The organism is Curtobacterium sp. MCBA15_012 (assembly GCF_001864935.2).
Lineage (GTDB): Bacteria > Actinomycetota > Actinomycetes > Actinomycetales > Microbacteriaceae > Curtobacterium.
In genome coordinates this window covers 2438807-2464137 of the sequence record NZ_CP126267.1, presented here as the reverse complement: position 1 = coordinate 2464137, position 25331 = coordinate 2438807, and the positions used below count along the sequence as shown (strand labels likewise).

The window sequence follows — 25331 nt, the reverse complement described above, 5'->3', positions numbered from 1 at the left end:
CGCCCCGGGTCGGGTGTGCTGCTCGGTCACCGGCGTCAGCTGATCGCCTGCAGGGCGGCCGCGATCGGGGCGTCCCCGCTCGTGACCTCGAACTGCACGCCCACCGCGGTGTCGTCGAGGAGCGCGTGCAGCACGACCGCCGCGACGTCGGCACGGGGGATCGATCCGCGCGGCACGGTGCGGCCGACCCTGACCGTGCCCTGCGGTGGCGTGTCGAGCAGGGCACCTGGCCGGACGATCGTCCAGCGCAGGTTGCGCGCCCGGAGGTCCGCGTCAGCCTCGGACTTCGCGCGCAGGTAGACCTGGAAGACGTCGTCCTCGGAGCGGGCCGGCACGACCGCACGCTCCGGGTCGTACGTGTCCGCCGCCATCGAGGAGATCATCACGTAGCGGTCGATGCCCCGCCGCTCGGCGGCGTCGGCGAGCAGGATCGCCGCGTCGCGGTCGACGGCCTCCTTGCGCTCGGCGCCGCTGTTCGGGCCGGCGCCGGCGGCGAACACGACGGCGTCGACACCGCGCAGGCGGATGGCCAGCTCGTCGTCGTCGAGCTGTTCCAGGTCGGCCACCAGTGCGGTCGCGCCCTGCTGTTCGACGTCGGCGACGTGCGCCGGGTTGCGGACGATCGCGAGTGCGTCGTGGCCGGCGTCGGTGATGAGTCGGGCGAGGAGCAGGGCGATCTGGCCGTGTCCTCCGGCGATGGCGATCTTCATGCGTTCGATACTGCCCGTGACGTCCGGTAGACTTCCGGAGGCTCCTCACGTGACGCCATCCAGGCCAACTCCCCCAGGGCGGAAACGCAGCAAGGGTAACCGGGCTCTGGCGGGTGCGTGAGGAGTCTTCTTCGTTCCCGGGGTCCGTCCACAGCCGGTCGGATCCGGCGTCGAGGTGTCGGCCGTCCCGGCTACCCTTGTCGCGTGGTCACCGCCCTGTATCGCCGTTACCGGCCCGAGAACTTCGCCGAGCTGATCGGGCAGTCGCAGGTCACCGACCCGCTGCGCACCGCACTCCGGACGAACCGCGTGAACCACGCGTACCTGTTCAGCGGCCCGCGCGGGTGCGGCAAGACGACCTCGGCGCGCATCCTCGCCCGCTGCCTGAACTGTGCCGAGGGCCCGACGGACACCCCGTGCGGTGTCTGCCCGAGCTGCGTCGAGCTCGCCCGTGGCGGGAGCGGGTCGCTCGACGTGATCGAGATCGACGCGGCGAGCCACAACGGCGTCGACGACGCGCGCGACCTGCGGGACCGTGCGGTGTTCGCCCCGGCGCGGGACCGCTACAAGATCTTCATCCTCGACGAGGCGCACATGGTGACGCCGCAGGGCTTCAACGCGCTGCTCAAGCTCGTCGAGGAGCCGCCGGAGCACGTCAAGTTCATCTTCGCGACGACCGAGCCCGAGAAGGTCATCGGCACGATCCGGTCCCGCACCCACCACTACCCGTTCCGACTCGTCCCGCCGGCCACCATGCTCGAGTACGTCGAGCAGCTCTGCGCGACCGAGTCCGTCTCCGTCGCGCCTGGGGTGCTGCCCCTCGTCGTCCGCGCCGGTGGTGGATCGGTCCGCGACACGCTCTCCCTGCTCGACCAGCTGATGGCCGGCAGCGAAGACGGCGCGATCGCCTACGAGCGCGCGGTCGCGCTCCTCGGCTACACCGACGCGGCCCTCCTCGACGACGTGGTCGACGCGCTCGCCGTCGCCGACCCCGCCTCGGCGTTCGCCGCGATCGACCGGGTCGTGCAGACGGGGCAGGACCCGCGGCGCTTCGTCGAGGACCTGCTCGAGCGCCTGCGCGACCTCATCGTCGTCGCCGCGACGAACGAGAGCGCGGCAGCGGTCCTGCGCGGGGTCTCGCCCGAGGAACTCGACACCATGACCCGCCAGGCCGGCGTGTTCGGCGCCACGGCACTGTCCCGGTCGGCGGACATCGCGAACCGCGCCCTCACGGACATGACCGGTGCGACCTCGCCGCGGTTGCACCTCGAGCTCATGACGGCGCGGATGCTCGTGCCCGAGGCCGACGACACCCAGCGCGGCGCGCTCGCGCGGGTCGAGCGGCTCGAGCGACGGGTGGGCGTCGGCGAGCCCGCCGAGCACCAGGTCGGAGGCGCGGCTCCCGATGCCGGGGCCCGGTCGCGTCCGGCGTCGGACGCCGGTCGGGGGACCGGCGCGGTGCCGCAGTCCGCTCCCGCGACCGCCACGCAGTCCGCTCCCGCCGCAGGCGCGCAGTCGTCGGGTGCACCGGCAGCCGGCGGTGCTCGTGCCACCGCTCCGTCCGCCGCCGCGCCGGCGCAGCAGGCCGACCAGGGTCGGGCGTCCGGTGGAGCCGGTGTGGCCGACCCCGGGGCTGCAGCGCGCGATGCCGCCGCCTCCTGGGCAGCGGTCACCCCCGGCACGGCGGACCAGGGGACGCCGAGTCAGAGCGTGCCGAGCCAGGCAGCGCCGGACCAGGCAGCGCCGGACAAGGCAGCGCCGAACCAGGCAGCGCCCACCACGCACGGGTCGACCGACGACCGTCCCGCTGGATCCGCTCGCACGGCGGCCGGTCCCGGTCAGGCGGACGACGGGGATCGGACCGCCGCCCCCGGTGCCGGCACGCAGGGCCCCGGTCGTGACGAACCGTCCGGCGAGGTCAGTCCGTCGTCGACCGGCCAGGGCACCGCGGTGGGCGACGAGCCCGTCGTCCGTCCGGTCGCCGCAGTCGGGTTCCAGCAGCTGCGTGACGCCTGGCCGCAGGTCGTCGAGCACGTCCAGCACGCGAAGCGTTCGGCCTGGTCGGTGGTCGTCACCGCACAGGTGACCGCCCTCCGCGAGGACGTGCTCACCCTCACGTTCCCGAGCCAGCAGGACGTCGCCTCCTTCAAGGAGATGAGCGACCCGTCGACGAGCGTGAGTGAACTGCTGCGGTCGGCGATCCTCGACGTGCTCGGGCTCCGTGTGAAGTTCGTCGCCAAGGGCCCCGGCCAGCAGGGACAGCCGCCTGCCGGGCGACCGCCGCAGGCACCGGCGCCGCAGGGATCTGCACCGCAGGGATCTGCCCCGCAGGGCGCGGGTCGGCAGGGTGCGGGCCAACAGGGTGCGGGTCCGCAGGGGGCGGGCGGCCAGCAGGACCGGCAGCAGGGCGCGCAGTCGCAGCGACCGGAGCAGTCGCAGCCGGGTGCGCAGCAGCCCACGACCGGACAGCGCCCATCGACGCAGCAGCAGGCGCCGACGCAGCAGTCCCGGCAGGCCGAGCAGTCCCGGCAGGCCGAGCAGTCCGGTCAGGCCGAGCAGTCCCGTCCGGCCGAGCAGTCCGGTCCGGCCGGGCAGTCCGGTCCGGCCGGGCAGTCCGGTCCGGCCGGGCAGTCCCGGCAGGCCGAGCAGTCCCGTCCGTCGCCGCAGCCGCAGCCCGACCGGAGCGCCGGGACCCCCGAGCCGTCCGGCTCGGCGCCGGCGCCGTCAGCGACCCCGGCTGCCTCCTCGACCCCGGCTCCCTCGGGACCCGTCACCGACTGGGTCGTCGCCGCCATCCCCGCCACCGACCCGACCTCGGGTGCCGTCCCGGAGCACGTCGAACCGAGCTGGTCCGCGCCGTTCGGCACGACGGACACCGGTGAACCGGTCGCCCCCGTCCGGACGGTGTCCGACCCCGCCGTCGACGCCGCCCTCGCGGCACAGCTGCGCCCGGCGTCCTCACTCGGCGGGCAGCAGGCGGGCCGCCCCGCAGCGGCCGCAGGGGCCGCAACGCCCGACGCCGAGCGGCCACAGGCCTCCGGCTCCGCGTCTGCGGACGCCCCCGCGGCCACGACCCCGGCCACCTCAGCGGGCGCGGGCGACGAGCAGTCGACGGCCGTACCGGCCGGCAACGGCTCCGCCCCGACCGCAGCGTCAGCACCCACCGCACCGGTCACAGGGCCCGACGTCCCGGTCGACGACTACCCGCTCGACGACGACCCCTACGACGACGGGGCGCCGTACCCCGACCCGGGCGTCGGCGGCTCCCGCGGTGGAGCCGGTGGACCCGCGCCTGCCAGGTCCGGGGCAGCCCCCGCGTCGACGCCGTCCGCCGCCCCGGCTGCACGCCGGACCCCACCGGCCGCTCCGCCCCAGGTCCGCCGCACACCCGTGTCCGGCCGCTACGGTGAGGCAGTCGTCCGCGAGATCCTCGGTGCGCAGTTCATCGAGGAGACCGCCCTGCACGAGGAAGGCGCCTGATGTACGACGGGATCGTCCAGGACCTGATCGACGAGTTCGGCCGGCTCCCGGGCATCGGCCCGAAGTCAGCGCAGCGGATCGCCTTCCACATCCTGCAGACCGAGTCCTTCGACCCGAGCCGGCTCGCGGAGCTCCTCGCTGACGTCAAGGAGAAGGTCCGATTCTGCGAGGTGTGCGGCAACGTCACGGAGTCCGAGCGCTGCAGCATCTGCCGCGATCCGCGGCGGAACCCGGCGACCATCTGCGTCGTCGAGGAAGCCAAGGACGTCGCGGCCATCGAACGGACCCGTGAGTTCCGCGGGCTGTACCACGTGCTCGGCGGTGCGATCAGCCCGATCGACGGCGTGGGACCCGACGACCTCCGCATCCAGCAGCTCATGACCCGCCTGGCCGACGGCACCGTCGACGAGGTCATCATCGCCACCGACCCGAACCTCGAGGGCGAGGCGACGGCCACGTACCTGAGCCGCCTGCTCGTCCCGATGGGGATCCGCACCACGCGGCTCGCCTCGGGCCTGCCGGTGGGCGGCGACCTCGAGTACGCCGACGAGGTCACCCTCGGCCGCGCGTTCGAGGGCCGTCGCGTCGTCGGCGGCTGACGGACGCCGACCACGCCAGCCCACGCAGGATCGTTGCGTCCGGCTGGGCTCCGACGCAACATCCGCGGAACACGCACTACCATTGTCGAACCGCGTCACAGTCGCGGATCCTCGTCCCCGGGAGTACCAACCAGTGGCCCTGATCGTGCAGAAGTTCGGTGGTTCGTCCGTGGCGGACGCCGAGAGCATCAAGCGCGTGGCGAAGCGGATCGTCCAGACGAAGAAGGCGGGCAACGACGTCGTCGTCGCGGTGTCGGCCATGGGCGACACGACCGACGAACTCGTCGACCTCGCGCACTCCGTCACCCCGATCCCGGCCGGTCGTGAGCTCGACATGCTCCTGACCGCGGGGGAGCGCATCTCGATGGCGCTGCTCGCGATGGCGATCAAGAGCCTCGGCGTCGAGGCGTCGTCCTACACGGGCAGCCAGGCCGGCATGCTCACCGACGCACAGCACGGCAAGGCCCGGATCGTCGACGTCACCCCGAAGCGGGTCCGCGAAGCACTCGACGCCGGTCACGTCGCGATCGTCGCCGGCTTCCAGGGCTTCAACCGCACCACGGGTGAGATCACGACGCTCGGCCGTGGCGGCTCGGACACCACCGCGGTGGCCCTGGCCGCGGCGCTCGACGCCGACGTGTGCGAGATCTACACCGATGTCGACGGCATCTTCACGGCCGACCCGCGCGTGGTCCCGAAGGCCCGGAAGGTGGACCGGATCACGAGCGAGGAGATGCTCGAGCTCGCCGCGTCCGGTGCCAAGGTCCTCTACATCCGTGCCGTCGAGTACGCCCGTCGGCACGGCGTCACCCTGCACGTCCGCTCGTCCTTCAGCAACGCCGAGGGAACCATCGTCTACAACCCTGCAGAGGGGGAAACCGTGGAAGAACCGATCATCACCGGGATCGCCGGAGACCTCTCGGAGGGCAAGATCACCGTCGTCGGTGTGCCGGACACCCCGGGCAAGGCCGCCGAGATCTTCACGATCGTCGCCCGCGCGGGCGCGAACATCGACATGATCGTGCAGAACGTGTCCGAGGCCGTCACCGGCCGCACGGACATCTCGTTCACGCTGCCGAAGGACCAGGGGCAGGGCGTGCTGACCGCGCTCGAGGTCGCCAAGGCCGACATCGGGTACGAGGGCATCCAGTACGACGACCAGATCGGCAAGCTCGCGCTCGTCGGTGCCGGCATGCGGACCAACGCCGGCGTCTCGGCCGCGCTCTTCCGCGCGTTGCACGAGGCGTCCATCAACATCGAGATGATCTCGACCTCCGAGATCCGCATCTCGGTCGTGACCCGCGCCGACACCCTGAACGAGGCGATGCGCGTCGTGCACGCCGCGTTCGGGCTCGATGCCGACCAGGAAGCCGTCGTCTACGCCGGCACGGGTCGCTGACCCCGGCGTCGCGCCGCAGCCCGATCGACGAGCCCACCAGGAGCACCACATGAGCACCCTCACCGTCGCCGTCGTCGGCGCCACCGGACAGGTCGGCGCGGTCATGCGTCGTCTCCTCGAGGAGCGCGCCTTCCCGGCCGACCGGGTCCGCTTCTTCGCGAGCGCCCGGTCCGCCGGCACGACGCTGCCGTTCCGCGGCGAGGAGATCGTCGTCGAGGACTCCGAGACGGCCGACCCGTCGGGCATCGACATCGCGCTGTTCTCGGCCGGTGCCACGGCGTCCCGTGCCCTCGCGCCGCGGTTCGCCGCCGCCGGTGCCGTGGTGGTCGACAACTCCAGCGCCTGGCGCATGGACCCGGACGTGCCGCTCGTCGTGAGCGAGGTGAACCCGCACGCGATCGACCAGGCACCGAAGGGGATCATCGCGAACCCGAACTGCACGACCATGGCGATCATGCCGGTGCTGAAGGTCCTCGACGGCGAGGCCGGCCTCCGCCGACTCGTGGCGACGACGTACCAGGCCGTCTCCGGCTCGGGCCTCGCGGGGGTCGAGGAACTCCTCGGGCAGGCACGCGCCGCCCTCGAGCAGGACACCGCTGCCCTCACGCACGACGGGTCCGCGGTCACCTTCCCGGAGCCGGTCAAGTACGTGCGGCCGATCGCGTTCGACGTCGTCCCGCTCGCGGGCTCCATCGTCGAGGACGGCCTGGGCGAGACCGACGAGGAGAAGAAGCTCCGCAACGAGAGTCGCAAGATCCTCGAGCTCCCGGACCTCCTGGTCGCCGGCACCTGCGTGCGCGTGCCCGTGTTCACGGGACACTCGATCTCGGTCCACGCCGAGTTCGACCGTCCGCTCTCGCCGGAGCGCGCGACCGAACTCCTCGCGGGCGCACCGGGCGTCGAGCTGTCCGAGGTGCCGACCCCGCTGCAGGCGGCGGGCCAGGACCCGACCTTCGTCGGCCGGATCCGCGCGGACCAGTCGGCCCCCGAGGGACGCGGACTCGCGCTCTTCGTCAGCAACGACAACCTCCGCAAGGGCGCCGCGCTCAACGCGGTGCAGATCGCCGAGACGATCGTCGCGCGCCGCTCGGTCGCCGCGTAGCGGCGGTCGCCGACGCGACCAGCAGACGGACGGGAGGCCCGTGGCGGATCCGCCACGGGCCTCCCGTCCGTCCCGTGGTCGGCCCGCACTCGGCCGCACGACGGTAGGATCGACGGGTGGCAGTGAAGCAGGTGGACCCCATCGACGTCGTCCTGGTCGGGGGAGGGATCATGAGCGCCACGCTCGGCGCCATCATCCATCGCCTCGAACCCACGTGGAAGATCCGCGTGTACGAGCGGCTCGGGTCGGTCGCGCAGGAGTCCTCGAACCCGTGGAACAACGCCGGGACCGGGCACTCCGCGCTCTGCGAGCTGAACTACACGCCCGAGATGCCCGACGGCCACGTCGACATCGCGAAGGCCGTCACGGTCAACGAGCAGTTCCAGGTCTCCCGGCAGTTCTGGGCGCACCTCGTCGAGACCGGGGCGCTGCCGCAGCCGAGCAACTTCATCAACCCCACGCCGCACATCTCCTTCGTGTGGGGTGCCGAGAACGTCGAGTACATGCGCAAGCGGTACGAGGCGCTCAAGGACCACCCGCTCTTCGCGGGCATCGAGTACTCCGACGACCCCGCGAAGATCCGCGAGTGGGCGCCGGCACTGGTGCCCGGCCGCAAGAAGGACCAGCCCATCGCGGCGACGTACTCCGCGGCGGGTTCGGACGTCGACTTCGGGTCGCTGACGCGTCAGCTGTTCGACGAGCTCGAGATCGCCGGCGTCGAGTTCGAGCCCTCGCACCAGGTCCGGAAGATCACGCGGTCGAAGGTGTCCGAGGGCTGGGCGCTCGACGTCCGGAACGAGGTCGGACGCTCGACGCAGCGGATCGCCGCGAAGTTCGTGTTCGTCGGCGCCGGCGGCGGGGCGTTGCACCTGCTCCAGAAGTCCGGGATCCCGGAGATCCGCGGGTACGGCGGCTTCCCGGTGTCCGGTGAGTTCCTGCGCACCGACGACCCGGAGGTCGTGCAGAAGCACGCGGCGAAGGTCTACGGCAAGGCCAGCGTGGGTGCGCCGCCGATGTCCGTGCCGCACCTCGACACGCGGATCGTCGACGGGTCGGCGTCGCTCATGTTCGGCCCGTACGCCGGGTTCAGCCCGAAGTTCCTCAAGCAGGGCTCGGTGCTCGACCTGTTCCGCTCGATCCGGCCGCACAACCTCCGGCCGATGCTCAGCGTCGCGTTCTCGAACTTCGACCTCGTCCGCTACCTGGTCGGGCAGCTGCTCGCGTCGAAGGAGACGAAGTTCGACGCGCTGCGCGACTTCATGCCCACCGCCGAGCCCGAGAACTGGCACCGCATCACCGCGGGACAGCGGGTCCAGGTCATCAAGCCCGACCGTGAGAAGGGCGGGGTGCTGCAGTTCGGCACCGAGGTCATCACGTCGGCCGACGGGTCGATCGCCGGGCTGCTCGGGGCGTCCCCGGGCGCGTCGACCGCGGTCCCGATCATGTTGACGATGCTGCAGCGCTGCTTCCCGGACCGCTGGGCCGGGTGGGAGCCCGCGGTGCGCGAGATGGTGCCGACGTACGGCAAGGACCTCGGCTCGGACGCGCAGCTCGCCGACGAGACGCTCGAACGCACGGCGAAGGTGCTCGGCCTGCACCACTGACCGGCCCGTCCCGGCCCACCGCGGTTGCGCTACGTTCGAACATGTGTTCGAATGGCGCGATGCGGTGGAGTGGACAGGCGATCGATGCCGAGCGGGACGACGCCCTGCCCGGCCTCGGCTCGAACAGCGGACTGGTCCGGAGCGTCACGACGCCGGAGTTCGCCGGCGTGACGTTCCACGAGGTCCTCGCGAAGAGCGCCCTCAACCGGGTGCCGGCGGCCGACGGCACGGGGACCTACGGGTGGACGATCAACCCGTACCGCGGGTGCAGTCACGCGTGCGTCTACTGCTTCGCGCGGCCGACGCACACCTACCTCGAGTTCGACGGCGGCGCCGACTTCGACCAGCAGATCGTCGTGAAGACCAACGTCGCCGACGTCCTGCGTCGGGAGCTGCGCCGGCCGAGCTGGGACCGCCACCCCGTCGCCCTCGGGACGAACACCGACCCGTACCAGCGCGCCGAGGGGCGGTACCGGTTGATGCCGGGCGTGATCCGGGCACTGGCCGAGTCCGGGACGCCGTTCAGCGTCCTGACCAAGGGCACACTGCTGCGCCGGGACCTGCCGCTCCTGGTCGAGGCCGCCCGTTCCGTCCCGGTCGACCTCGCGATGTCGATCGCGGTCTACGACGACGACCTCCAGCAGCAGGTGGAGCCCGGGACCCCGACGACCTCCGCGCGGTTGGCGACCGTCCGTGCGATCCGTGACGCCGGTCTCGACTGCGCCGTGTTCCTCATGCCCGTCCTGCCGTTCATCACCGACACCCGCGCGCACCTCGACGACGCCGTGGGTCGCGCCGCCGCGGCCGGCGCGACGAGCGTCATGTACTCGGCCCTGCACCTGCGACCGGGTGTGAAGCCGTGGTGGTTCGCGTGGCTCGAGCGGACCAGGCCCGACCTGGTCGCGCGCTACCGCTCGATGTACCTCGACAACACGTACGCGCCGGCCGACTACCGACGGTGGCTCGCCGAGCGCGTGCGGCCGATCCTGCGGGCGCACGGGGTCGACCTCGGACGGGTCGACCCCGCCACCGGGTCGATGGGGTTCCGTGACCGGCCGGACACGATGCGTCCGGCGCCGCTGCTGCGTCCGAGCGTGTCGTCCGCGTCGCCCGAGGAGCAGTCCCGCCCGTCGGCGTCGCCGCTGAAGCGCGCCGAGCCGGGGTGGGACCGTCGCGCTGCGGCCGTGCCGGCTCCGTCGGGCCCGACCCTGTTCTGAGGAACGTCCGTGTTCCGCGTCCGGGGGACACCGCGTGTCAGCGATCGGCGGTACCATCGGGCGAGTCGCCGCACCGCGCTCGATTCGGGGTACACGACCACCGCTCCCGGTGGCCGGGTCCGGCGGCTCAGACGTCTCCCGGAAGGACCCACCGCACGTGCTCGGCATCCCCACGCACCTCGCGCCCCGCGTGAATGCCTGGTCGACCGTGCGCGCCTTCCACGCCGCCGCCGTGGGCTCGGTCGTCGCAGCCGCGGTCGTGCTGCTGCTCTGGGGACTCGCCGACCCGCAGGTCCGGGTCGGGGGCGCCGTCCTGGCGCTCCTGCCGACGCTCGTGATGGTCGGTGTGCACGTGCAGTTCGCCACCTGGCGGTCGGCGGTGGCCTTCCTCGTCGTGGGCGGCCTCTGCACGTGGTGGTTCGCGTCCGCCGTCCAGGACCAGGTCCCGGCCGGCTGGGTGGTCGGCTACCTGCTGTCCCTCGCGGTCATCCCGCTCGTGCTCGTCGGCGGAGCGGGCGCGGTACCGGGCCGGGTCGTGCTGTGGTCGGTCGGCGGGTTCCTCGTCGGTCGGACCGCGACGTCCGTCGCCCTCGTGCAGGCCGGTGCGCCGCCGCAGCCGCTCGTGCTCGCCTGGGTGACCCTCGGCTTCGTGGTCGCCCTCGTGCTCGTCACCAGCCGCAACACCGCCCGGTCGGAGCGGGTCCAGCCCGAACTGCTCCGCTCGGCCCGCGAGGAACACGTGTCCGCCTACCGTGCGGGCGTCGAGGCCGAGGCCGCCGCGATCCTGCACGACACCGTCCTGAACCACCTCGGCGCGATCGCCCTCGCACCCTCGGGTCCGATGGACCCCCAGCTCGCACGGACGATCGAGTCCGACGTCGCGATGCTGACCGGCAGACAGTGGCTCGGCACGGACACGAGCGACGCGGAGCCCGAGCCGGACGCCGTGTCGCGCGCCTTCGAGGCGATGGTCGACGAGCACCGGGCCGAGGGGCTCGACGTCGTCGTCACGGGGGACGCCGGTGTCCTGGGCTCCCTCGGGAGCGACGCGTCGACCGCGCTGCTGCGCGCGGTGGGGCAGTGCCTCGCGAACGTCCGGAAGCACGCCGGCACCGACAGCGCCGAGGTCAGCGTGTTCGACGACGGCTCCTCGTGCACCGTCATGGTGGTCGACGACGGCCGCGGCTTCGACGAGCAGGAGACGGGTGCCGACCGCATGGGCCTCCGTGGTTCGGTCCGCGAGCGCATCGGTCGTGTCGGCGGCGACGTCCAGGTCTGGTCGTCGCCGGGGTCGGGGACGAGCGTCATGATGACCGTGCCCCGGTCCTCGTCCGCGGGCGAGCACGCCTCGGTCGGCGCCGGGCCCGACAGCGGGCGCCTGCGCTCCTCCGGGTCGTTCACCTGGCCGCCGCCCGGGTTCGACGGGGTCATCGACCGGGGGACCGGTCGGTGAGCCGCGTCGACACGACTCGTCTGCACGCCCGCGGTGACCGGACCGCCCAGCAGTACGACCCACTCGGTGCGATGGGGTCGCGACCGCTCGCCGTCGTGCTCGGTGCCGGTGCGGTGCTCTGGGCGCTGCTCGTCTCGGTGTTCGACCGCGACGTGGTCGGGAGCCCGACCCTCAGCGCGGTGACCGTCCTCCTCCTCGCCGCGTCGGGGGTCGTGGTGGTCGTGGCGTCCTCGCCGTTCCGGGCCCCGTTCCCGCGGTGGGCGTTCGCCCTGCACGTCGCCCTCCTCGCCGCGGCCGCGGCGACCAGCGTGGCCGCGCAGTGGGGGCCGGACCGGAACGCCCTCAACGACTTCATGTGCCTGCTCACCGCGACCGGCATCGTCATGACCGCTCCGTACCGTCCGTGGCGCGACCTCGCCGTCGGGGGAGTGGTCCTCGCCGTCGTCGACGGGGTCGCGTGGGGTGTCGCCGCCTCGGTCTTCCCGCACGCCACACCCGTCTCGGTCGCAGCGTTCCTGGCGGCGGCTCCGACGCTCGTGCTCACCGGTGCGTCGGTCGTGTTCGCCTGGACGTTCGCCGGCCTCGCCGAGCGGGTGCAGATCCGTGCGGGTTCGTACTCGGTGGCGCGCGCCGAGCGGGACGGCATCGCGGCCAGTGTGCAGCAGGAGCGATCGAACGTCCTCGCCCGCGACGTGGCCCCGTTCTTCGCCGAGCTCCGCGACCGCGAGGTGATCACCGACGCCGACCGGGCGCGGGCACGGGCGATCGCGGACGGCATCCGACGCGGCATGGTCGCCGACGCGGACCGGACCTGGTTCGAGCACGCGGTCGCGGTCGACGGCGGGAGCACCACGGCCGTCGACGACCCGGAGGGCCTCATCGCCACGCTCGACGCCGACCAGCGCACGGTCGTCCGCACCTTCCTGCGTGCCGCGTTCGACGACGAACACGTCGACCCCGCGGGCTTCCACGCGACCGTCCGCCGCACCCCCACGCTCGACGGCGTGCCCGCGCGCGTCGCCGTCTCCATCGACCTGACCGTCGACGACTCCGACGTCGGCATCCACCGCACCTTCGACCCCTACTTCGCGGTCCTCCGCGTGACCTTCCCCGACCTCGACGTCGCGGTCCGCCCGTCGTCCCTCGCACTAAGGTTCTCCTATGACCAGCACTGACCCGACCCGGACCTCGGAGGGCGTGCCCCCGCTCCCGCAGCCCGGAACCCGACGCGTGCGGCTGGCGATCCTCGACGACCACGAGGTGCTGCTCGACAGCCTCTCGAGCTGGATCGCCGTGAACGCCTTCGACTTCGACCTGGCCCTCACCGCGCACACGTGGCTCGAGATGGTGCACAGCGAGAACTTCCCGACCGACCTGGTCTTCCTCGACTTCCAGCTCAAGGAACCCGTGTCGATCGAGGCGCGCGTCCGCACCTGCCGTGCGGCGGGCGCGAAGGTGATCGTCCTGTCGAGCGTCGACAGCCGTGAGTCCCGCGACCGTGCCCTCGCGGCCGGAGCGGCGGCGTTCCTGTCGAAGTCGCTGCCGATGCGCGAGGTGATGGACATCGCCCGCGAGGTCATGGGCGTCTCCCGCGAGACCCCGCCGCAGCGCGACTGGCGTCCGCTGCCCACCGGGGCGAACGCGCACCAGCGGCCCAAGCTCAGCAACGGCGAGGAAGAGGCCCTGCGGCTGTACGTCTCGGGCTACTCGACGAACGAGGTCGCCGCGCAGATGAACGTGCAGTACGAGACCGCGAAGACCTACCTGCGCCGCGTCCGCGAGAAGTACAGCAAGGTCGGGCGTCCGGCGTCGAAGAAGTCCGACCTGATCCGTCGGGCGGCCGAGGACGGGTTCCTCGCGTAGTGGCGAAGCTCTACTTCCGCTACGGGGCGATGAACAGCGGCAAGAGCACCGGGCTGCTGCAGGCCGCCTACAACTACGAGGAACGCGGGCAGCGCGTGCTGCTCGCGAAGCCGTCGGTCGACACCAAGGCCGACGGCGCGATCGTGTCCCGGCTCGGGGTGACGCGGTCCGTCGACCTGGTGTTCGGTGCCGCTGACGACGTGCGCGCCGCGGTGGCCGACGCCGGGGCGACCGACCCGGAGTCCGACCGGCTCGACGGCGTGGTCCGACCGGTGAGCTGCGTGCTCGTCGACGAGGCCCAGTTCCTCACCCCGCGACAGGTCGACGACCTGCTCCGGATCGCCGTGCTCGACGGCATCCCGGTCCTCGCGTACGGCATCCGGACCGACTTCCGCACCGAGGCGTTCCCCGGCAGCGCGCGCCTGCTCGAGGTCGCCCACTCGCTCGAGGAGTTGAAGACCATCTGCCGCTGCGGCCGGAAGGCCGTCTTCAACACCCGGAAGGTCGACGGCCGCTTCGTCTTCGACGGCTCGCAGGTGGCGATCGACGGCGCCGGGGTCACCTACGAGTCGCTCTGCGCGAACTGCTACCTCAGCGAGTCCGGTGGCCGCCTGGACGGCGACCTCGGGCACTGACCCCGGACGCTGACCACGTCGTGTCCGGGCCGGTCCTGCGGGGCCCGGCCACCGGGGTGGTCGGGCCACGGTCGGACGGGAGGCGCGGGTCGGCGCCGCCCCGTGCCTCCCGTCCGGAACGGGGCCGGGACGGCCCCGCGCGCACGGCGGTCGGCGAGCCGACCGGAATGCCCGACGGATGCCCGCGGTTGCCTCCCGCATGAGCGACGCAACCGTGCACCTGTCCGTCCTCGACCTGGCCACGCGTGAGTACGGCCAGACGAACACCGAGGCCCTGCAGGGCACCATCGACACGGCGGTGCACGCCGAACGGCTCGGCTACGAGCGGATCTGGGTCGCCGAGCACCACGGCATGCCGGGCATCACCTCGTCGGCGCCCGCGGTGCTGCTGAGCGCCGTCGGTGCGGCGACCTCCCGGATCCGCATCGGGTCGGGCGGCGTGATGCTGCCGAACCACGCGCCGCTCGTCGTCGCGGAGCAGTTCGGGACCCTGCGCGCCCTGTACGGGGACCGCGTCGACCTCGGCATCGGGCGCGCCCCGGGCACCGACGGCGCGACCGCGATGGCACTGCGCCGCACCGACCGGCTCGACGTCGACGACTTCCCGCAGCAGCTCGCCGACCTGATCGGCTTCTTCACGGGGATGGACGCCGAGAACCCGCTGTCGCGCATCCGGGCGGTCCCCGGGTACGGCGACGTGCCCGAGTTCTGGCTGCTCGGGTCCTCCGGGTACAGCGCGCAGGTGGCGGGAGCGCTCGGCGTCTCCTTCGCTTTCGCGCACCACTTCGCGTCGGACAACACCGAGGCGGCGCTCGCGCTGTACCGCGACTCGTTCCGGCCCTCGCGCTTCCGGCAGACCCCGAACGCGCTCATCGGCGTGCAGGTCGTCACCGACGAGGACCCGGCGGTCGTCGAGGAGCAGAGCGCCCCCGGGATGATCTCGTTCATCCGGATGCGCCAGGGGATGAAGCCAGAGCCGGTGTCGATGGACGAGGCGCGCGCGTACACGTTCTCGGACCTCGAGCGTCGGTTCATCGCCGCGCGCACCGAGCGGCAGGCGTACGGTTCGCGGGACCAGGTCGCGGCGAAGATCAACGAGCTCGTGGCGTCCACGGGTGCGGATGGTGTGATCGTCGCTCCTGGGGCCGCTCAGGCGCGTTACCGGCACCAGGCGCTCGACGTCGTGGCGTCGCTGCAGGCCGAGGGGCGGCTCGTGCCGGCGGGGATAGCCGCGGCGTAGCTGCTCGGCGGGAGAGCGGGCGACGGCGCGCGGTCCTCGCGGCGTCGGCCCGCGCTGCCGTCTCGGCGTGAGCCCCGGGCCGTGGGCCGGACGCGCGGGGACGTGCCGGGACGCGCCGGAGCGCCTCGTGCCGCGCGGTGCCGGCGCACAACCGGAGGCACGTCGCACCACGGGATCGCGTGGCGCGACGTGCCTCCGGTTGTGCCGGAGCAGGTCGCGCCACGCAGGCGCGCACCGAGCGCCGCGCACCGCGCACGGGTGGCGCGCCGCCGGGCGTCTGCGCTCTCGGTACAGGGGCGACAGGTACGGACGCGACAGGTACGGACACGACAGGTCCGGACATGACAAGAGGCCCTGGTTCCGGAGAACCAGGGCCTCTTGCGTACTGTCTCAACACAGTGTCGGGGTGACAGGATTTGAACCTGCGACCTCCTCGTCCCGAACGAGGCGCGCTACCAAGCTGCGCCACACCCCGCGGTGTGATCACTCCGAACCGGAGCAACCCCAGAAGTCTACCGGATGATCGGGGGTGCTCACGACCATCGCGGTGACGCCCGGGCGCGTCGTCCGGACGCGTCAGTCCGTCCGCGCGGTCAGGGTCACGACGACCGCCTCGGGGCGGCACGAGAACCGCACGGGCGCGTAGATCGACGTCCCGATGCCCGCAGAGACCTCGAGCCACGACCAGTGCGCCCGGTGCTGCCACTTGTGCAGCCCGCTGACGTACCGGCGGGGCAGGTCGGAGTTCGTGACGAGCGCCCCGACGCCCGGCACCTGGACCTGGCCGCCGTGGGTGTGCCCGGCGAACACGACGTCGGCACCCTGGTCGACGAACGCGTCGAGCACGCGGCGGTACGGCGCGTGCGTGATGCCGATGGCGACGGGGGAGGGGCCGTCCTCGTCCTCGGTCCACGGGACCGTGCTGCGCATCTCGTCGACGTTGGTCGGCAGCAGGTCGAGTCGGTCCCAGCCGCGGTGCGCGTCCGAGGTACCGAACAACTCGAAGCGCGAGCCCTTGAGTTCGATCGCGTGCGCCTGGTCGTTGACGTCGAGCCAGCCGAGCGACTCGAAGAACGCCGTCTGCCGGTCGACGTCGAGCTCGACCGGACGGGCGCCTGAGTGATGCCGACTCGGCCCGGTGAAGTACTTGAACGGGTTCCGGGGCTGCGGACCGAAGAAGTCGTTCGAGCCGTGCGCGAAGGCGCCCGGCACGCCGCGGAACGGCTCGAGTGCGTACTCGATCGCCGCGTTGGCCGTCGGGTGGCCCAGGTTGTCGCCGGTGTTCACGACGAAGTCGGGCTCCACCAGGCTCAGGTCGCGCAGCCACTGCTGCTTGTCGGCCTGCCAGGGCGCCATGTGGATGTCGGACAGGTGCAGCACCGTGACGTCACGGGAGCCCGGCGCGAGGACGGGCACGGTCTCCCACCGGATGCCGAAGCGGCGACGCTCGACGAGGGTGCCCCACGCCGTCGTCGCCGCTCCGATGGTCGCGCCCGCTGCGATGATCCCGAGCGCCGCGCGACCGCGGGTCACTGGCAGCCCTTCGGAGCCTTGCCGTCCTTGTCGCCGAACAGCTGCAGCGTCACGGGCGTGGACTTCGCCGCGCTCGTGCCGGCTCCGGGGTTCACCCCCGCGACGGTGCACTCCGCGCCACCGGCGGCGAACTGGTCCGACACGGCGACCGAGGTGAACCCGGCACCGCCCAGGGCGCCCTGCGCGTCGCGGAGGCTCTTGCCCGCGACGTCGGGGACGGTCGCCTGCGAGCCGTCCGTCGTGTACACCGTGACCGACGAACCGGCCGAGAGCAGCGATCCGGCACCGGGGGAGGTGCTCGACACCGTCCCGGGCGTCCCGGACCCCGGCTGCGCGCCACCGTCGACGTAGGTGAAGCCGGCGCCGGCCAGGATCGAACGGGCCTCGTCGGCCGTCTTGCCGGTCACGTCGGGGACGTTCTGGCTGTTGCCGCGGAGGGCGGCCTGCGACGGGGTCGGGAAGGGCCCGGCCTCGTACATGGCGTTGATCGGGATCATCGCCTGCTGCCAGACGTGGGCACGCTGCGACGCGTAGGAGCCGTACCCGGCTCCCGGGAGGTAGTGGCGGAGGTTGTTCTTGCCACCGTCGGTGTTGCCCTGCCAGTAGGCGGTCGCGACCTTCGAGCTCGCGCCGACGAGCCAGATCTGGTCGGCGTCGTCGGTGGTGCCCGTCTTCGCGAACAGCTGCGTGCCGTCCGGGGTCTGGGCGCCGACCGCGGTACCGGACTGGATCGTCCCGCGCATGGCGAACGCGGCCGATGCGGCGACACCCGGGTCGAGCACCTGCTTGCACTGCTTCGGCTGACCGCCGAGGTCCTTGCCCTCGGCGTTCTTCACGTTGTCGATGGCGATCGGGGCGCAGTAGGTGCCGTTGTTCGCGATCGTCGCGTACGCCGACGCCATGGTCAGGGGCGCGATGTTGTTCGTGCCGAGGATCGACGACGGGTAGGCGTTCAGCTCGGTCTTCTCGTCGGCCGAGTGCACCCCGAGGTCCTGCGCGGTCTGCCGGATGTCGCAGAGGTCGAGCTTCGCGGCCATCGAGGCGAACGCCGCGTTGACCGACAGCGCCGTGGCGCGGGCGACGGTGAAGTTGCCGTTCTCACCCGCGGAGTCGTTCTTCGGCGCCCAGGCGGAGTAGATCGTGTCGCCACACTGCGTCCAGCGCGAGGTGTTGTGCGGCGTCCCGTTCACGGACTCGTTGAGGCCGTGACCGGCCTTGAGCCAGTCGAGCAGCGTGAAGACCTTGTAGGTCGAGCCGACCTGGAAGCCGATCGACCCGCCGTACTCCTTGTCGACGCTGTAGTTGATCGACGTCGCGGTCGGCGGTGACTGCAGGGACTGGTCGTAGTCCTTGTTCTGCGCCATCGTCAGGATCCGGCCGGTCGAGGCCTCGACCGAGTTCAGGGCGCCACCGAGCTTGAAGCGGCTCTCGGTGTTCGGGTCGAACTTGTTGAGCAGGTCCTTCTGCTGACCGTTGAGGTCGAGGTTCAGGGTCGTCTGCACCGTGAATCCGCCGTTGCGCCACGCGGTCGCGCGGTCCTTCTCGGTCGCGCCGAGCTGGGACATCTGCTTGACGACCTTGACGGCGTAGTCGCAGAAGAACTGCGAGCCGTTGCCCGCGGCCGACTGGCAGCCCTGGCTCGGCTGCGTCAGGCGCACGTAGTCGGCCGGCTTCGAGGCGATGGCCTGGTCGTACTGCTCCTGCGTCAGGTGCTTCTGCGCGAACATCGACTTCAGGATCACGTCGCGACGGGCGACGTTGGCGTCGTAGTACTTCGGGTCGGACAGGTTGCGCGTGTTCGGCGACTGCACGATCGCGAGGATCGACGCGGCCTCCTGGGGGCTGAGGTCGGTGGCGCTCTTGTTGAAGTAGTGCTGCGCCGCGGCCTGCACGCCGTAGGTCTGGTCGCCGAAGTAGGCGATGTTGAGGTACCCGGTGAGGATCTCCTTGTGCGAGTACTTCTTCGCCAGGCCGATCGCGAGCTTCATCTCCTCGAGCTTGCGGGGGATGGTCTGCTCGACCGCGTCGTTGTAGGCCTTCTGGCGCTCCTCCTGCGAGGGCAGCTCGAGGGCCTGCTGCATCTTGATGTTGCGCACGAGCTGCATCGTGAGCGTCGAGCCACCGCCGGACTCGCCGAGCCCGCCCGCGAGGGATCCGACACCGGCACGGACCAGGGACGTCATGTCGACGCCGCCGTGGTCGTAGAAGCGCTTGTCCTCGCCGTCGATGGCCGCGTTCTTCAGCTGGTCGCTGATCTGGTCGAACTGCAGCTCCTGGCGGTTCTGGTCGTAGACCGTCGCCAGGTGGACGGACTGGCCGCCCGAGTACGCCAGGACCTCGTTGCGCTGCGGCAGGTCACCGATCTCGATGTACTCCGGCAGCGACTCGAACACGCCGATGGTGGAGGTCGTGGTGACCCCGGCGACCGCGATCGCGGGCGTGACGCCGATGGTCACCAGCAGGCCGGCGAGCGCGCTGAAGCCGACGAAGCCGATGAAGGCGCCGATCGCAGAGACGGGCTTGGTCCGCGAGGCAGACGTCTTCTGGGCAGACATAGGATGCAGCCTAAACGACACCCCCGACCGGAAGGCTGGCAAGGATCTCCATGATGCGCTGGGAATACCTCACGACGCCGCTGATCATCCACAACACGACCGCGATCCTCAACAACTTCGGGGACGAGGGCTGGGAGCTGGTCCAGGTCGTCACCGGCCCCGAGGGCGGGCTCGTCGCCTACCTCAAGCGTCCGAGGGCCGAGGCGTGAGCGTCGCCGCCCGACTGGCCGAGCTCGGCCTGACGCTGCCGCCCGTCGCGGCACCCGTCGCCGCCTACGTCCCGGCGGTCGTGTCCGGGCACCACGTGTACACGGCGGGACAGCTCCCGTTCGTGGACGGAGCCCTCCCCGTCACGGGCAAGGTCGGCGCCGACGTCGACGCCGAGACCGCGACCGCGCAGGCGCGGACCGCGGCGCTCAACGCCCTCGCGGCCGTCGAGTCGGTCGCCGGGTCGCTCGACCGGGTCGCCCGGGTCGTCAAGGTCACCGTGTTCGTGGCGTCCGACCCCTCCTTCACCGGCCAGCCCGGGGTCGCCAACGGCGCGTCCACCCTGGTCGGCGACGTCTTCGGTGAGGCCGGCGTCCACGCGCGCAGCGCGGTGGGCGTCGCCGTCCTGCCGCTGGACGCACCGGTCGAGGTCGAGCTCGTCGTCGAACTGACCGACTGACGGCGGTTCCCCGCCCCGTCACGCAGGTCGCGCCTCCAGTCCGGTCGGACGGGAGGCGCGACCTGCGTCCGGCGGCCTACATCAGTTCCGCGATGGTCGCCATGATCGTCGGGTCGGCCAGCGTCGTCGTGTCGCCGATGCGGCGGCCCTCGGCCGCGTCGCGGAGCAGACGGCGCATGATCTTGCCGGACCGCGTCTTCGGGAGCTCCGGCACGACGACCACCTGGCGTGGTTTCGCGATCGCGCCGATCCGCTTGCCGACCCAGTCGCGCAGTTCCTTCGCGACCGCGTCGCGGTCCGCGCCCTCCGCCGCCTCGGCGGTGAGGATGACGAACGCGACGACGGCCTGACCGGTGGTCTCGTCGGCGGCGCCGACGACGGCGGCCTCGGCGACGCCCTCGTGGCCGACGAGCGCGGACTCGATCTCGGCCGTCGACAGGCGGTGGCCCGACACGTTCATGACGTCGTCGACGCGACCCTGCACCCAGATGTCGCCCTCGCCGTCGAGCCGCGCACCGTCGCCCGCGAAGTAGCGGCCGGGGAAGCGTGACCAGTAGGTCTCGACGAAGCGGTCCGGGTCGTTCCAGATGCCGCGGGCCATCGACGGCCAGGGCTCGGTGATGGTGAGGTACCCGCTCTCGCCGGGGTCGGCGCGGTGGCCGTCCTCGTCCACGATCTCCGCGACGATGCCGGGCAGCGGGGTCTGGGCGGCGCCGGGCTTGAGCTTCGTGACGCCCGGCAGCGCCGAGATCATGATGGCGCCGGTCTCGGTCTGCCACCACGTGTCGACGATCGGCGTGCGGTCGTGGCCGATGACCTGGCGGTACCACTGCCACGCCTCGGGGTTGATCGGTTCGCCGACGCTGCCGAGCAGTCGGAGGGACTCGAGGCTGCGGGCCTCGGGGATCTGCCGTCCGGCCTTCATCGCGGCCCGCACCGCGGTCGGGGCGGTGTAGAGGACGGTGACGCCGTAGGTGTCGACGACGTCCCACCACCGGCCGGGCTTCGGCTCGTCCGGGGTGCCCTCGTACAGGACCTGTGTGACGCCGTTCGCGAGCGGCCCGTAGACGACGTAGGAGTGCCCGGTGATCCAGCCGATGTCGGCCGTGCACCAGTAGACGTCCTTCTCCGGGTGCATGTCGAAGACGTTGCGGTGCGTGTACGCGGCCTGGGTCAGGTAGCCGCCCGAGGTGTGCACGATGCCCTTCGGCTTCCCGGTCGTGCCCGACGTGTAGAGGATGAACAGGGGGTTCTCGGCCGGGAACGGCTGCGCCTCGTGCTCGGGGGCGGCCTTCGCCAGCTCGTCGTGCCACCAGCGGTCGCGCTCGGTCCACTCGACCCGGTTGCCGCCGCGCTTCACGACGAGGACGTGCTCGACGGAGTCGGTCCCGGGGCCCGCGAGCGCCTCGTCCACCGCCGGCTTGAGCGGTGAGACGGCACCGCGTCGCCAGCCGCCGTCCGCGGTCACGACGACCTTCGCGCCGGCGTCCTCGATGCGCGTGCGGAGGCTCTCGGCGCTGAAGCCGCCGAAGACGACCGAGTGCACGGCGCCGATCCGGGCGACCGCGAGCATCGTGACGACGGCCTCGGGGATGAGCGGCAGGTAGACGACGACGCGGTCGCCCGCACCGACGCCGAGGTCCGTCAGCATGTTCGCCGCGCGCTGGACGTCGGCGGTCAGCTCGGCGTAGGTGATCCGACGCGTGTCGCCCGGTGCGCCCTCGAAGTGGATCGCCACCCGGTCGCCGTTTCCCGCGCGCACGTGGCGGTCGAGGCAGTTCTCGGCGACGTTGAGCGTGCCGTCGTCGAACCACTTCGCGAACGGGGCACCGGACCAGTCGAGGGTCCGGGTGAACGGCGTGCGCCAGTCGAGCAGGGTCCGGGCCTGGTCGGCCCAGAACGCCTCGCGGTCGGCGGCGGCCGACTCGTGCAGGTCCGCGTGGGCGACGGCGTCCGCGACGAACTCGGCGGGCGGCGCGAAGGTCGGGCCGTCCTCGTGACGGGCGTCGGCCTGGGTCGGTGTGGACATCGGGGTCCTCTCGCGTCGTTGCGGCAGGGGTGCAGTCGGAGACTACCCCTCGGGGAGGGGTGGGCCGGCGGGGCGGCCGGGGTGTGTGCGCTGTCCGGGCGGTGTCCGGGTCAGCGTGGGTGGATCGGTTCGGCCGGGTCCGGGGTTGCCGAGCACGGGGCGTCATGGGGTACACTTGTCCTCGCCGGACTCGTTTCCGGTGGCATCGGCTCGGATTCCCCCCAATCCGCTGGTGTCCAGGCGGCACCAGTTCCCCCCAACCGGTGCCGCCTCTTCTTTTTCCCCGACGGGTGTCGCAGAACCCGCCGTGCGGTCCGGGCGCGATCCGCGCGCTGGTGCCGAACGGTGGACAGGTCTGTCCACGCGTCGACGGACATGCGCCGCGGCCGTCGAGCCCGGAGCGAGGTACTTGCGAGGGCCTCCCGAGCTCCCGTCGGTGTACCGCGGTGCCCTGCCCGCCGGTCAGCCGAACGGGGTACGGGATTGCGTTTCGGGGGACAAAACAGCCATCGGCTGGGGACAGCGGCGAACGATCCACGTGCTGGTCCGCGGTGCGCCGTCCGTGCCGAGGCGCTGCCTACCGTGCCGTCCATGCACCGACACCGAGCCGACGGACCGCCCGACCCCGCGCCACGACGTCGCGCCGCCACGACGCGGGGCGCCGGCCGTGAGCGGGACGGGCCAGCGGGCGGTGGGGGCACCGGCATCCGCAGGGTCGACCCGGTCGGTGGCAGCGACGACCGGGCGACCGCCCCCGTGACCGCTGCCGCGACCGGACGGGCGACCGCTGCCGTGGCCGGACGGGCGACCGCTGCCGTGGCCGGACGGGCGACCGCCGCCGTCACCGGAGCGGTCGGTCGAGGCGCCGGCCCGTCGCCCGTCGTCGACCGGCCGCCCGTGCCGGCCCGGTCGGCGGTCGCCGTGCGCTCGGCGGTCGACTGCCCGGCTCGGGACCCACGCGCGGCGGTCGCGGGACGGACCGACGACGGCGGGCGCCCGGACGGCGCCGCACCCGAGCGGCGGGGCGCCCGACGGAGCAGGACCGCCGTCCACGACCCCCCGTTCCTGCCGCGCGTCGGCAGCCCCACACGCCGACGGGCGGTCGACGCGGCGGCCTTCGAGGAGCTGGCGGCCCTCGTCGCGGACGCCGAGGTGACCGACGTGCTGGTCGTCGGCGACTCCGGCACCTGGGTGGACCGTGGACTCGGACTCGAGCGGGCCGGGCCGATCCTGCCCGAGCGGCGCGTCCGTGCGCTCGCAGCCGAGCTCGTGGCGCTCGGGGGACGCCACGTCGACGAGACGACCCCGTGCGCGGACGTCCGGTTCGGCGACGGGATCCGGGTCCACGCCGTCCTCGCACCCGTCGCGGTGCACGGCACGGCGCTCTCGGTCCGACTCCCGCGGCCGGAACGGCCGACGTTGGCGGCCCTCGAACGCACCGGCACCTTCCGGCTCGTCGGGCGCACGGTGCTCGAGGACGCCGTCGCGGCGCGGCGGAACCTCGTCGTCACCGGGGCGACCGGCAGCGGCAAGACGACCGTGCTGGGCGCACTGCTCGCCGCCGTGCCCAGCACCGAACGGATCGTGACGGTCGAGGACCTCGCAGAACTGCGGATCGACCACCCGCACGTCGTCGCGCTCGAGGCACGTCAGTCGAACGCGGAGGGCGTGGGCGCGATCGGGCTCGACCGCCTGGTGCGTGAGGCGCTGCGGATGCGCCCGGACCGGATCGTCGTGGGGGAGTGTCGCGGCGCGGAGGTGCGCGAGCTCCTGTCCGCGTTGAACACCGGGCACGACGGCGGCGCCGGCACGCTCCACGCGAACGGCCTGGCCGACGTCCCGGCGCGACTCGAGGCGCTCGGTGCGACCGCGGGGTGGAGCCCGGACGCCCTCGCGCGACAGGTCGTCAGCGCCCTCGACCTCGTCGTGCACGTGGAGCGGCACGGTCGGTGGCGCGGCGTCACCGCGCTCGGGGCGTTCGCACTCGAGGACGGCCGGCTCGTCGTTCGCCGTGTGGACCGGTGATGCCGGACGGTCCGGCCACGGCCCGGGTCCTCGACCGCGTCGCGGTGCTCGTCGGCGCCGGCGTCCCGCCACCGCGCGCCTGGGAGCTGGTCGGCGGTCGGCCGGCCACGGGCGGTCCGGCGTGGGACGACGTCCGTCTCGTGCTCGACGTCGCGGAACGGAGCGGCGCGCCGACGGCGGGGACGCTCCGTGGGCTCGCGTCGGCGATGCGCCGGACGTCCGCCGCCGACCGGGCCGTCCGGGTGGCGCTGGCCGGCCCCCGGGCGAGTGCACGCGTCGTGCTGGCGCTCCCCGCGTTCGGCATCGGGCTCGGCGCCGCGTGGGGTGCCGGGGCCGTCGAGGTGCTGCTGACGCGGCCGGTCGGCTGGACCTGCGTGGTCGTGGCGGGCGTCCTGGTCGCCGTCGGTCGACGGTGGTCCGGTGTGCTGGTCCGGCGGGCGAGCCCGGACGGGCGGATCCCCGGCGTCCTGCTCGACGCGTGGGCCGTGGCGCTCGCCGGGGGCGGGTCGTGGTCGAGCGCCGGTGCCACGGTGGCGGCCGTGCTCGCCGAGCACGGGTTCGACGGCGTCGAGCGTCCGGCACGAGGCGGTTCGCCGGCCGTCGCCCGGGGGCGGGACGCCGCGGCCGACGCCCGCCTGCACGAGGTGCTCGACCTGAGCCGACGCGCCGGGGTCCCGGCGTTCCCCCTGCTGCGTGCCGCTGCCGAGGACGTCCGCGACGACGCAGCCGCCGCGGGTCTCGCAGCCGCGGAACGCCTCGGCGTCCGGCTCGTCCTGCCCCTGGGGGCGTGCGTGCTGCCCGCCTTCGTGCTCGTCGGGGTGGTGCCGGTCGTCGTCGGCGTCCTCTCCTCCACCGTCGGCGGCCTCGGCTGACCTGTCCACAGGAAGCGGGATCGGCGCTCTGCGGCAGGCGGAGATCGGCGATCGTCGGAGGACCAGACACCGAGCGGAAGGAGCAGGACGTGCAACAGACCACCAACCAGGAGGACACCATCGGACACGAGCGTCGTCGCCGGGGAGTCTCCGGGGTCGACCTCGGCGACGACCGCGGGTCGGCGACGGCGGAGTACGCGGTCGTGATCCTCGCGGCGGTCGCCTTCGCCGGGGTGCTCGTCGCGGTGATGCGTTCGGGCGAGGTCCAGCAGATCCTCACGGACCTGGTCCGCGGGGCCCTCACGCCGTGAGCGGCACGACTGCTCCGGCCGGTCGGCGTCCGCGCGG

20 protein-coding genes, 1 tRNA gene and 1 other RNA gene are annotated in these 25331 nt (G+C 72.7%); 17 read left to right on the top strand and 5 right to left on the bottom strand.

What is annotated here, in order from left to right:
• Nucleotides 1-35 precede the first annotated feature (35 nt).
• Nucleotides 36-710 carry an SDR family oxidoreductase gene (locus QOL15_RS11205; protein WP_071248495.1) on the bottom strand — a complete coding sequence of 225 codons (675 nt, stop codon included), beginning with the start codon at nucleotides 708-710 and terminating at the stop codon, nucleotides 36-38.
• Nucleotides 711-746: 36 nt separating this feature from the next.
• On the opposite strand from QOL15_RS11205, the gene ffs reads away from it, so the two are divergent.
• The 12 genes from ffs (at nucleotide 747) to QOL15_RS11145 (ending at nucleotide 15302) form a co-directional block, all read left to right on the top strand.
• Nucleotides 747-843: signal recognition particle sRNA small type (gene ffs, locus QOL15_RS11200), an RNA gene on the top strand.
• A 71-nt stretch (nucleotides 844-914) separates the two neighbouring features.
• Complete coding sequence (locus QOL15_RS11195; protein ID WP_071248492.1) at nucleotides 915-4190, top strand: DNA polymerase III subunit gamma and tau; 3276 nt, start codon at nucleotides 915-917, stop codon at nucleotides 4188-4190.
• Complete coding sequence (gene recR, locus QOL15_RS11190; RefSeq protein WP_065960312.1) at nucleotides 4190-4789, top strand: recombination mediator RecR; 600 nt, start codon at nucleotides 4190-4192, stop codon at nucleotides 4787-4789. The genes QOL15_RS11195 and recR overlap by 1 nt, the downstream gene beginning before the upstream one ends.
• Before the next feature lie 133 nt (nucleotides 4790-4922).
• Nucleotides 4923-6188, top strand: a complete 1266-nt coding sequence (locus QOL15_RS11185; protein ID WP_065960315.1) for an aspartate kinase — start codon at nucleotides 4923-4925, stop codon at nucleotides 6186-6188.
• 49 nt (nucleotides 6189-6237) lie between these two features.
• Nucleotides 6238-7290, top strand: a complete 1053-nt coding sequence (locus QOL15_RS11180; RefSeq protein ID WP_065960317.1) for an aspartate-semialdehyde dehydrogenase — start codon at nucleotides 6238-6240, stop codon at nucleotides 7288-7290.
• 116 nt (nucleotides 7291-7406) lie between these two features.
• A complete protein-coding gene (locus tag QOL15_RS11175) occupies nucleotides 7407-8894 on the top strand; it encodes a malate:quinone oxidoreductase (protein WP_083394059.1) in 1488 nt (495 codons plus the stop codon).
• A 59-nt stretch (nucleotides 8895-8953) separates the two neighbouring features.
• On the top strand, nucleotides 8954-10111 hold the full coding sequence (locus tag QOL15_RS11170) for an Rv2578c family radical SAM protein (RefSeq protein ID WP_071248489.1): 1158 nt from the start codon (nucleotides 8954-8956) through the stop codon (nucleotides 10109-10111).
• A 157-nt stretch (nucleotides 10112-10268) separates the two neighbouring features.
• A complete protein-coding gene (locus QOL15_RS11165; protein WP_139197541.1) occupies nucleotides 10269-11564 on the top strand; it encodes a sensor histidine kinase in 1296 nt (431 codons plus the stop codon).
• On the top strand, nucleotides 11561-12739 hold the full coding sequence (locus QOL15_RS11160) for a hypothetical protein (protein ID WP_065960323.1): 1179 nt from the start codon (nucleotides 11561-11563) through the stop codon (nucleotides 12737-12739). The genes QOL15_RS11165 and QOL15_RS11160 overlap by 4 nt, the downstream gene beginning before the upstream one ends.
• Nucleotides 12726-13427, top strand: coding sequence for a response regulator transcription factor (locus tag QOL15_RS11155; protein ID WP_253181551.1), 702 nt, complete (start codon nucleotides 12726-12728; stop codon nucleotides 13425-13427). Before QOL15_RS11160 ends, QOL15_RS11155 begins: the two co-directional genes overlap by 14 nt.
• Nucleotides 13427-14062, top strand: a complete 636-nt coding sequence (locus tag QOL15_RS11150; protein WP_065960325.1) for a thymidine kinase — start codon at nucleotides 13427-13429, stop codon at nucleotides 14060-14062. The genes QOL15_RS11155 and QOL15_RS11150 overlap by 1 nt, the downstream gene beginning before the upstream one ends.
• Before the next feature lie 199 nt (nucleotides 14063-14261).
• Nucleotides 14262-15302: an LLM class flavin-dependent oxidoreductase gene (locus QOL15_RS11145; protein WP_071248483.1), complete on the top strand. Its 1041-nt coding sequence runs from the start codon at nucleotides 14262-14264 to the stop codon at nucleotides 15300-15302.
• A gap of 401 nt (nucleotides 15303-15703) precedes the next feature.
• Here the strand turns inward: QOL15_RS11145 and QOL15_RS11140 are convergent.
• The 3 genes from QOL15_RS11140 to QOL15_RS11130 all read right to left on the bottom strand — a co-directional run bounded on the left by QOL15_RS11140 (nucleotide 15704) and on the right by QOL15_RS11130 (nucleotide 19390).
• A tRNA-Pro gene (locus QOL15_RS11140) sits at nucleotides 15704-15777 on the bottom strand.
• A gap of 101 nt (nucleotides 15778-15878) precedes the next feature.
• Nucleotides 15879-16835 (bottom strand): metallophosphoesterase, encoded by a 957-nt coding sequence (locus QOL15_RS11135; RefSeq protein WP_065960329.1) that lies wholly within the window; start codon nucleotides 16833-16835, stop codon nucleotides 15879-15881.
• Complete coding sequence (locus QOL15_RS11130) at nucleotides 16832-19390, bottom strand: transglycosylase domain-containing protein (RefSeq protein WP_065960331.1); 2559 nt, start codon at nucleotides 19388-19390, stop codon at nucleotides 16832-16834. The genes QOL15_RS11135 and QOL15_RS11130 overlap by 4 nt, the downstream gene beginning before the upstream one ends.
• 50 nt (nucleotides 19391-19440) lie before the next feature.
• Between QOL15_RS11130 and QOL15_RS11125 the strand changes: the two genes are divergently transcribed.
• A complete protein-coding gene (locus tag QOL15_RS11125) occupies nucleotides 19441-19599 on the top strand; it encodes a hypothetical protein (protein ID WP_171898715.1) in 159 nt (52 codons plus the stop codon).
• On the top strand, nucleotides 19596-20057 hold the full coding sequence (locus QOL15_RS11120; protein ID WP_065960333.1) for a RidA family protein: 462 nt from the start codon (nucleotides 19596-19598) through the stop codon (nucleotides 20055-20057). The genes QOL15_RS11125 and QOL15_RS11120 overlap by 4 nt, the downstream gene beginning before the upstream one ends.
• Nucleotides 20058-20133: 76 nt before the next feature.
• On the opposite strand, the gene acs is transcribed toward QOL15_RS11120, so the two are convergent.
• Nucleotides 20134-22086: an acetate--CoA ligase gene (gene acs, locus QOL15_RS11115; protein WP_071248480.1), complete on the bottom strand. Its 1953-nt coding sequence runs from the start codon at nucleotides 22084-22086 to the stop codon at nucleotides 20134-20136.
• Between the two features lie 591 nt (nucleotides 22087-22677).
• Here acs and QOL15_RS11110 point away from each other — a divergent pair.
• The 3 genes from QOL15_RS11110 (at nucleotide 22678) to QOL15_RS11100 (ending at nucleotide 25294) form a co-directional block, all read left to right on the top strand.
• Entirely contained in the window at nucleotides 22678-24111 is a 1434-nt protein-coding gene (locus tag QOL15_RS11110; protein ID WP_370692373.1) for a TadA family conjugal transfer-associated ATPase, read from the top strand.
• Complete coding sequence (locus QOL15_RS11105) at nucleotides 24111-24983, top strand: type II secretion system F family protein (RefSeq protein WP_071248476.1); 873 nt, start codon at nucleotides 24111-24113, stop codon at nucleotides 24981-24983. Before QOL15_RS11110 ends, QOL15_RS11105 begins: the two co-directional genes overlap by 1 nt.
• Nucleotides 24984-25102: 119 nt before the next feature.
• A complete protein-coding gene (locus QOL15_RS11100; RefSeq protein WP_071248571.1) occupies nucleotides 25103-25294 on the top strand; it encodes a DUF4244 domain-containing protein in 192 nt (63 codons plus the stop codon).
• The last annotated feature ends 37 nt before the right edge of the window (nucleotides 25295-25331 follow it).

Excerpts from the sequence above, each read along its gene's own strand:
- QOL15_RS11205 (WP_071248495.1), bottom strand. The coding sequence starts at position 710 with ATGAAGATCGCCATCGCCGGAGGACACGGCCAGATCGCCCTGCTCCTC.
- recR (WP_065960312.1), top strand. The coding sequence starts at position 4,190 with ATGTACGACGGGATCGTCCAGGACCTGATCGACGAGTTCGGCCGGCTC.
- QOL15_RS11180 (WP_065960317.1), top strand. The coding sequence starts at position 6,238 with ATGAGCACCCTCACCGTCGCCGTCGTCGGCGCCACCGGACAGGTCGGC.
- QOL15_RS11170 (WP_071248489.1), top strand. The coding sequence starts at position 8,954 with ATGCGGTGGAGTGGACAGGCGATCGATGCCGAGCGGGACGACGCCCTG.
- QOL15_RS11155 (WP_253181551.1), top strand. The coding sequence starts at position 12,726 with ATGACCAGCACTGACCCGACCCGGACCTCGGAGGGCGTGCCCCCGCTC.
- QOL15_RS11145 (WP_071248483.1), top strand. The coding sequence starts at position 14,262 with ATGAGCGACGCAACCGTGCACCTGTCCGTCCTCGACCTGGCCACGCGT.
- QOL15_RS11130 (WP_065960331.1), bottom strand. The coding sequence starts at position 19,390 with ATGTCTGCCCAGAAGACGTCTGCCTCGCGGACCAAGCCCGTCTCTGCG.
- QOL15_RS11125 (WP_171898715.1), top strand. The coding sequence starts at position 19,441 with ATGATGCGCTGGGAATACCTCACGACGCCGCTGATCATCCACAACACG.
- acs (WP_071248480.1), bottom strand. The coding sequence starts at position 22,086 with ATGTCCACACCGACCCAGGCCGACGCCCGTCACGAGGACGGCCCGACC.
- QOL15_RS11110 (WP_370692373.1), top strand. The coding sequence starts at position 22,678 with ATGCACCGACACCGAGCCGACGGACCGCCCGACCCCGCGCCACGACGT.
- QOL15_RS11105 (WP_071248476.1), top strand. The coding sequence starts at position 24,111 with ATGCCGGACGGTCCGGCCACGGCCCGGGTCCTCGACCGCGTCGCGGTG.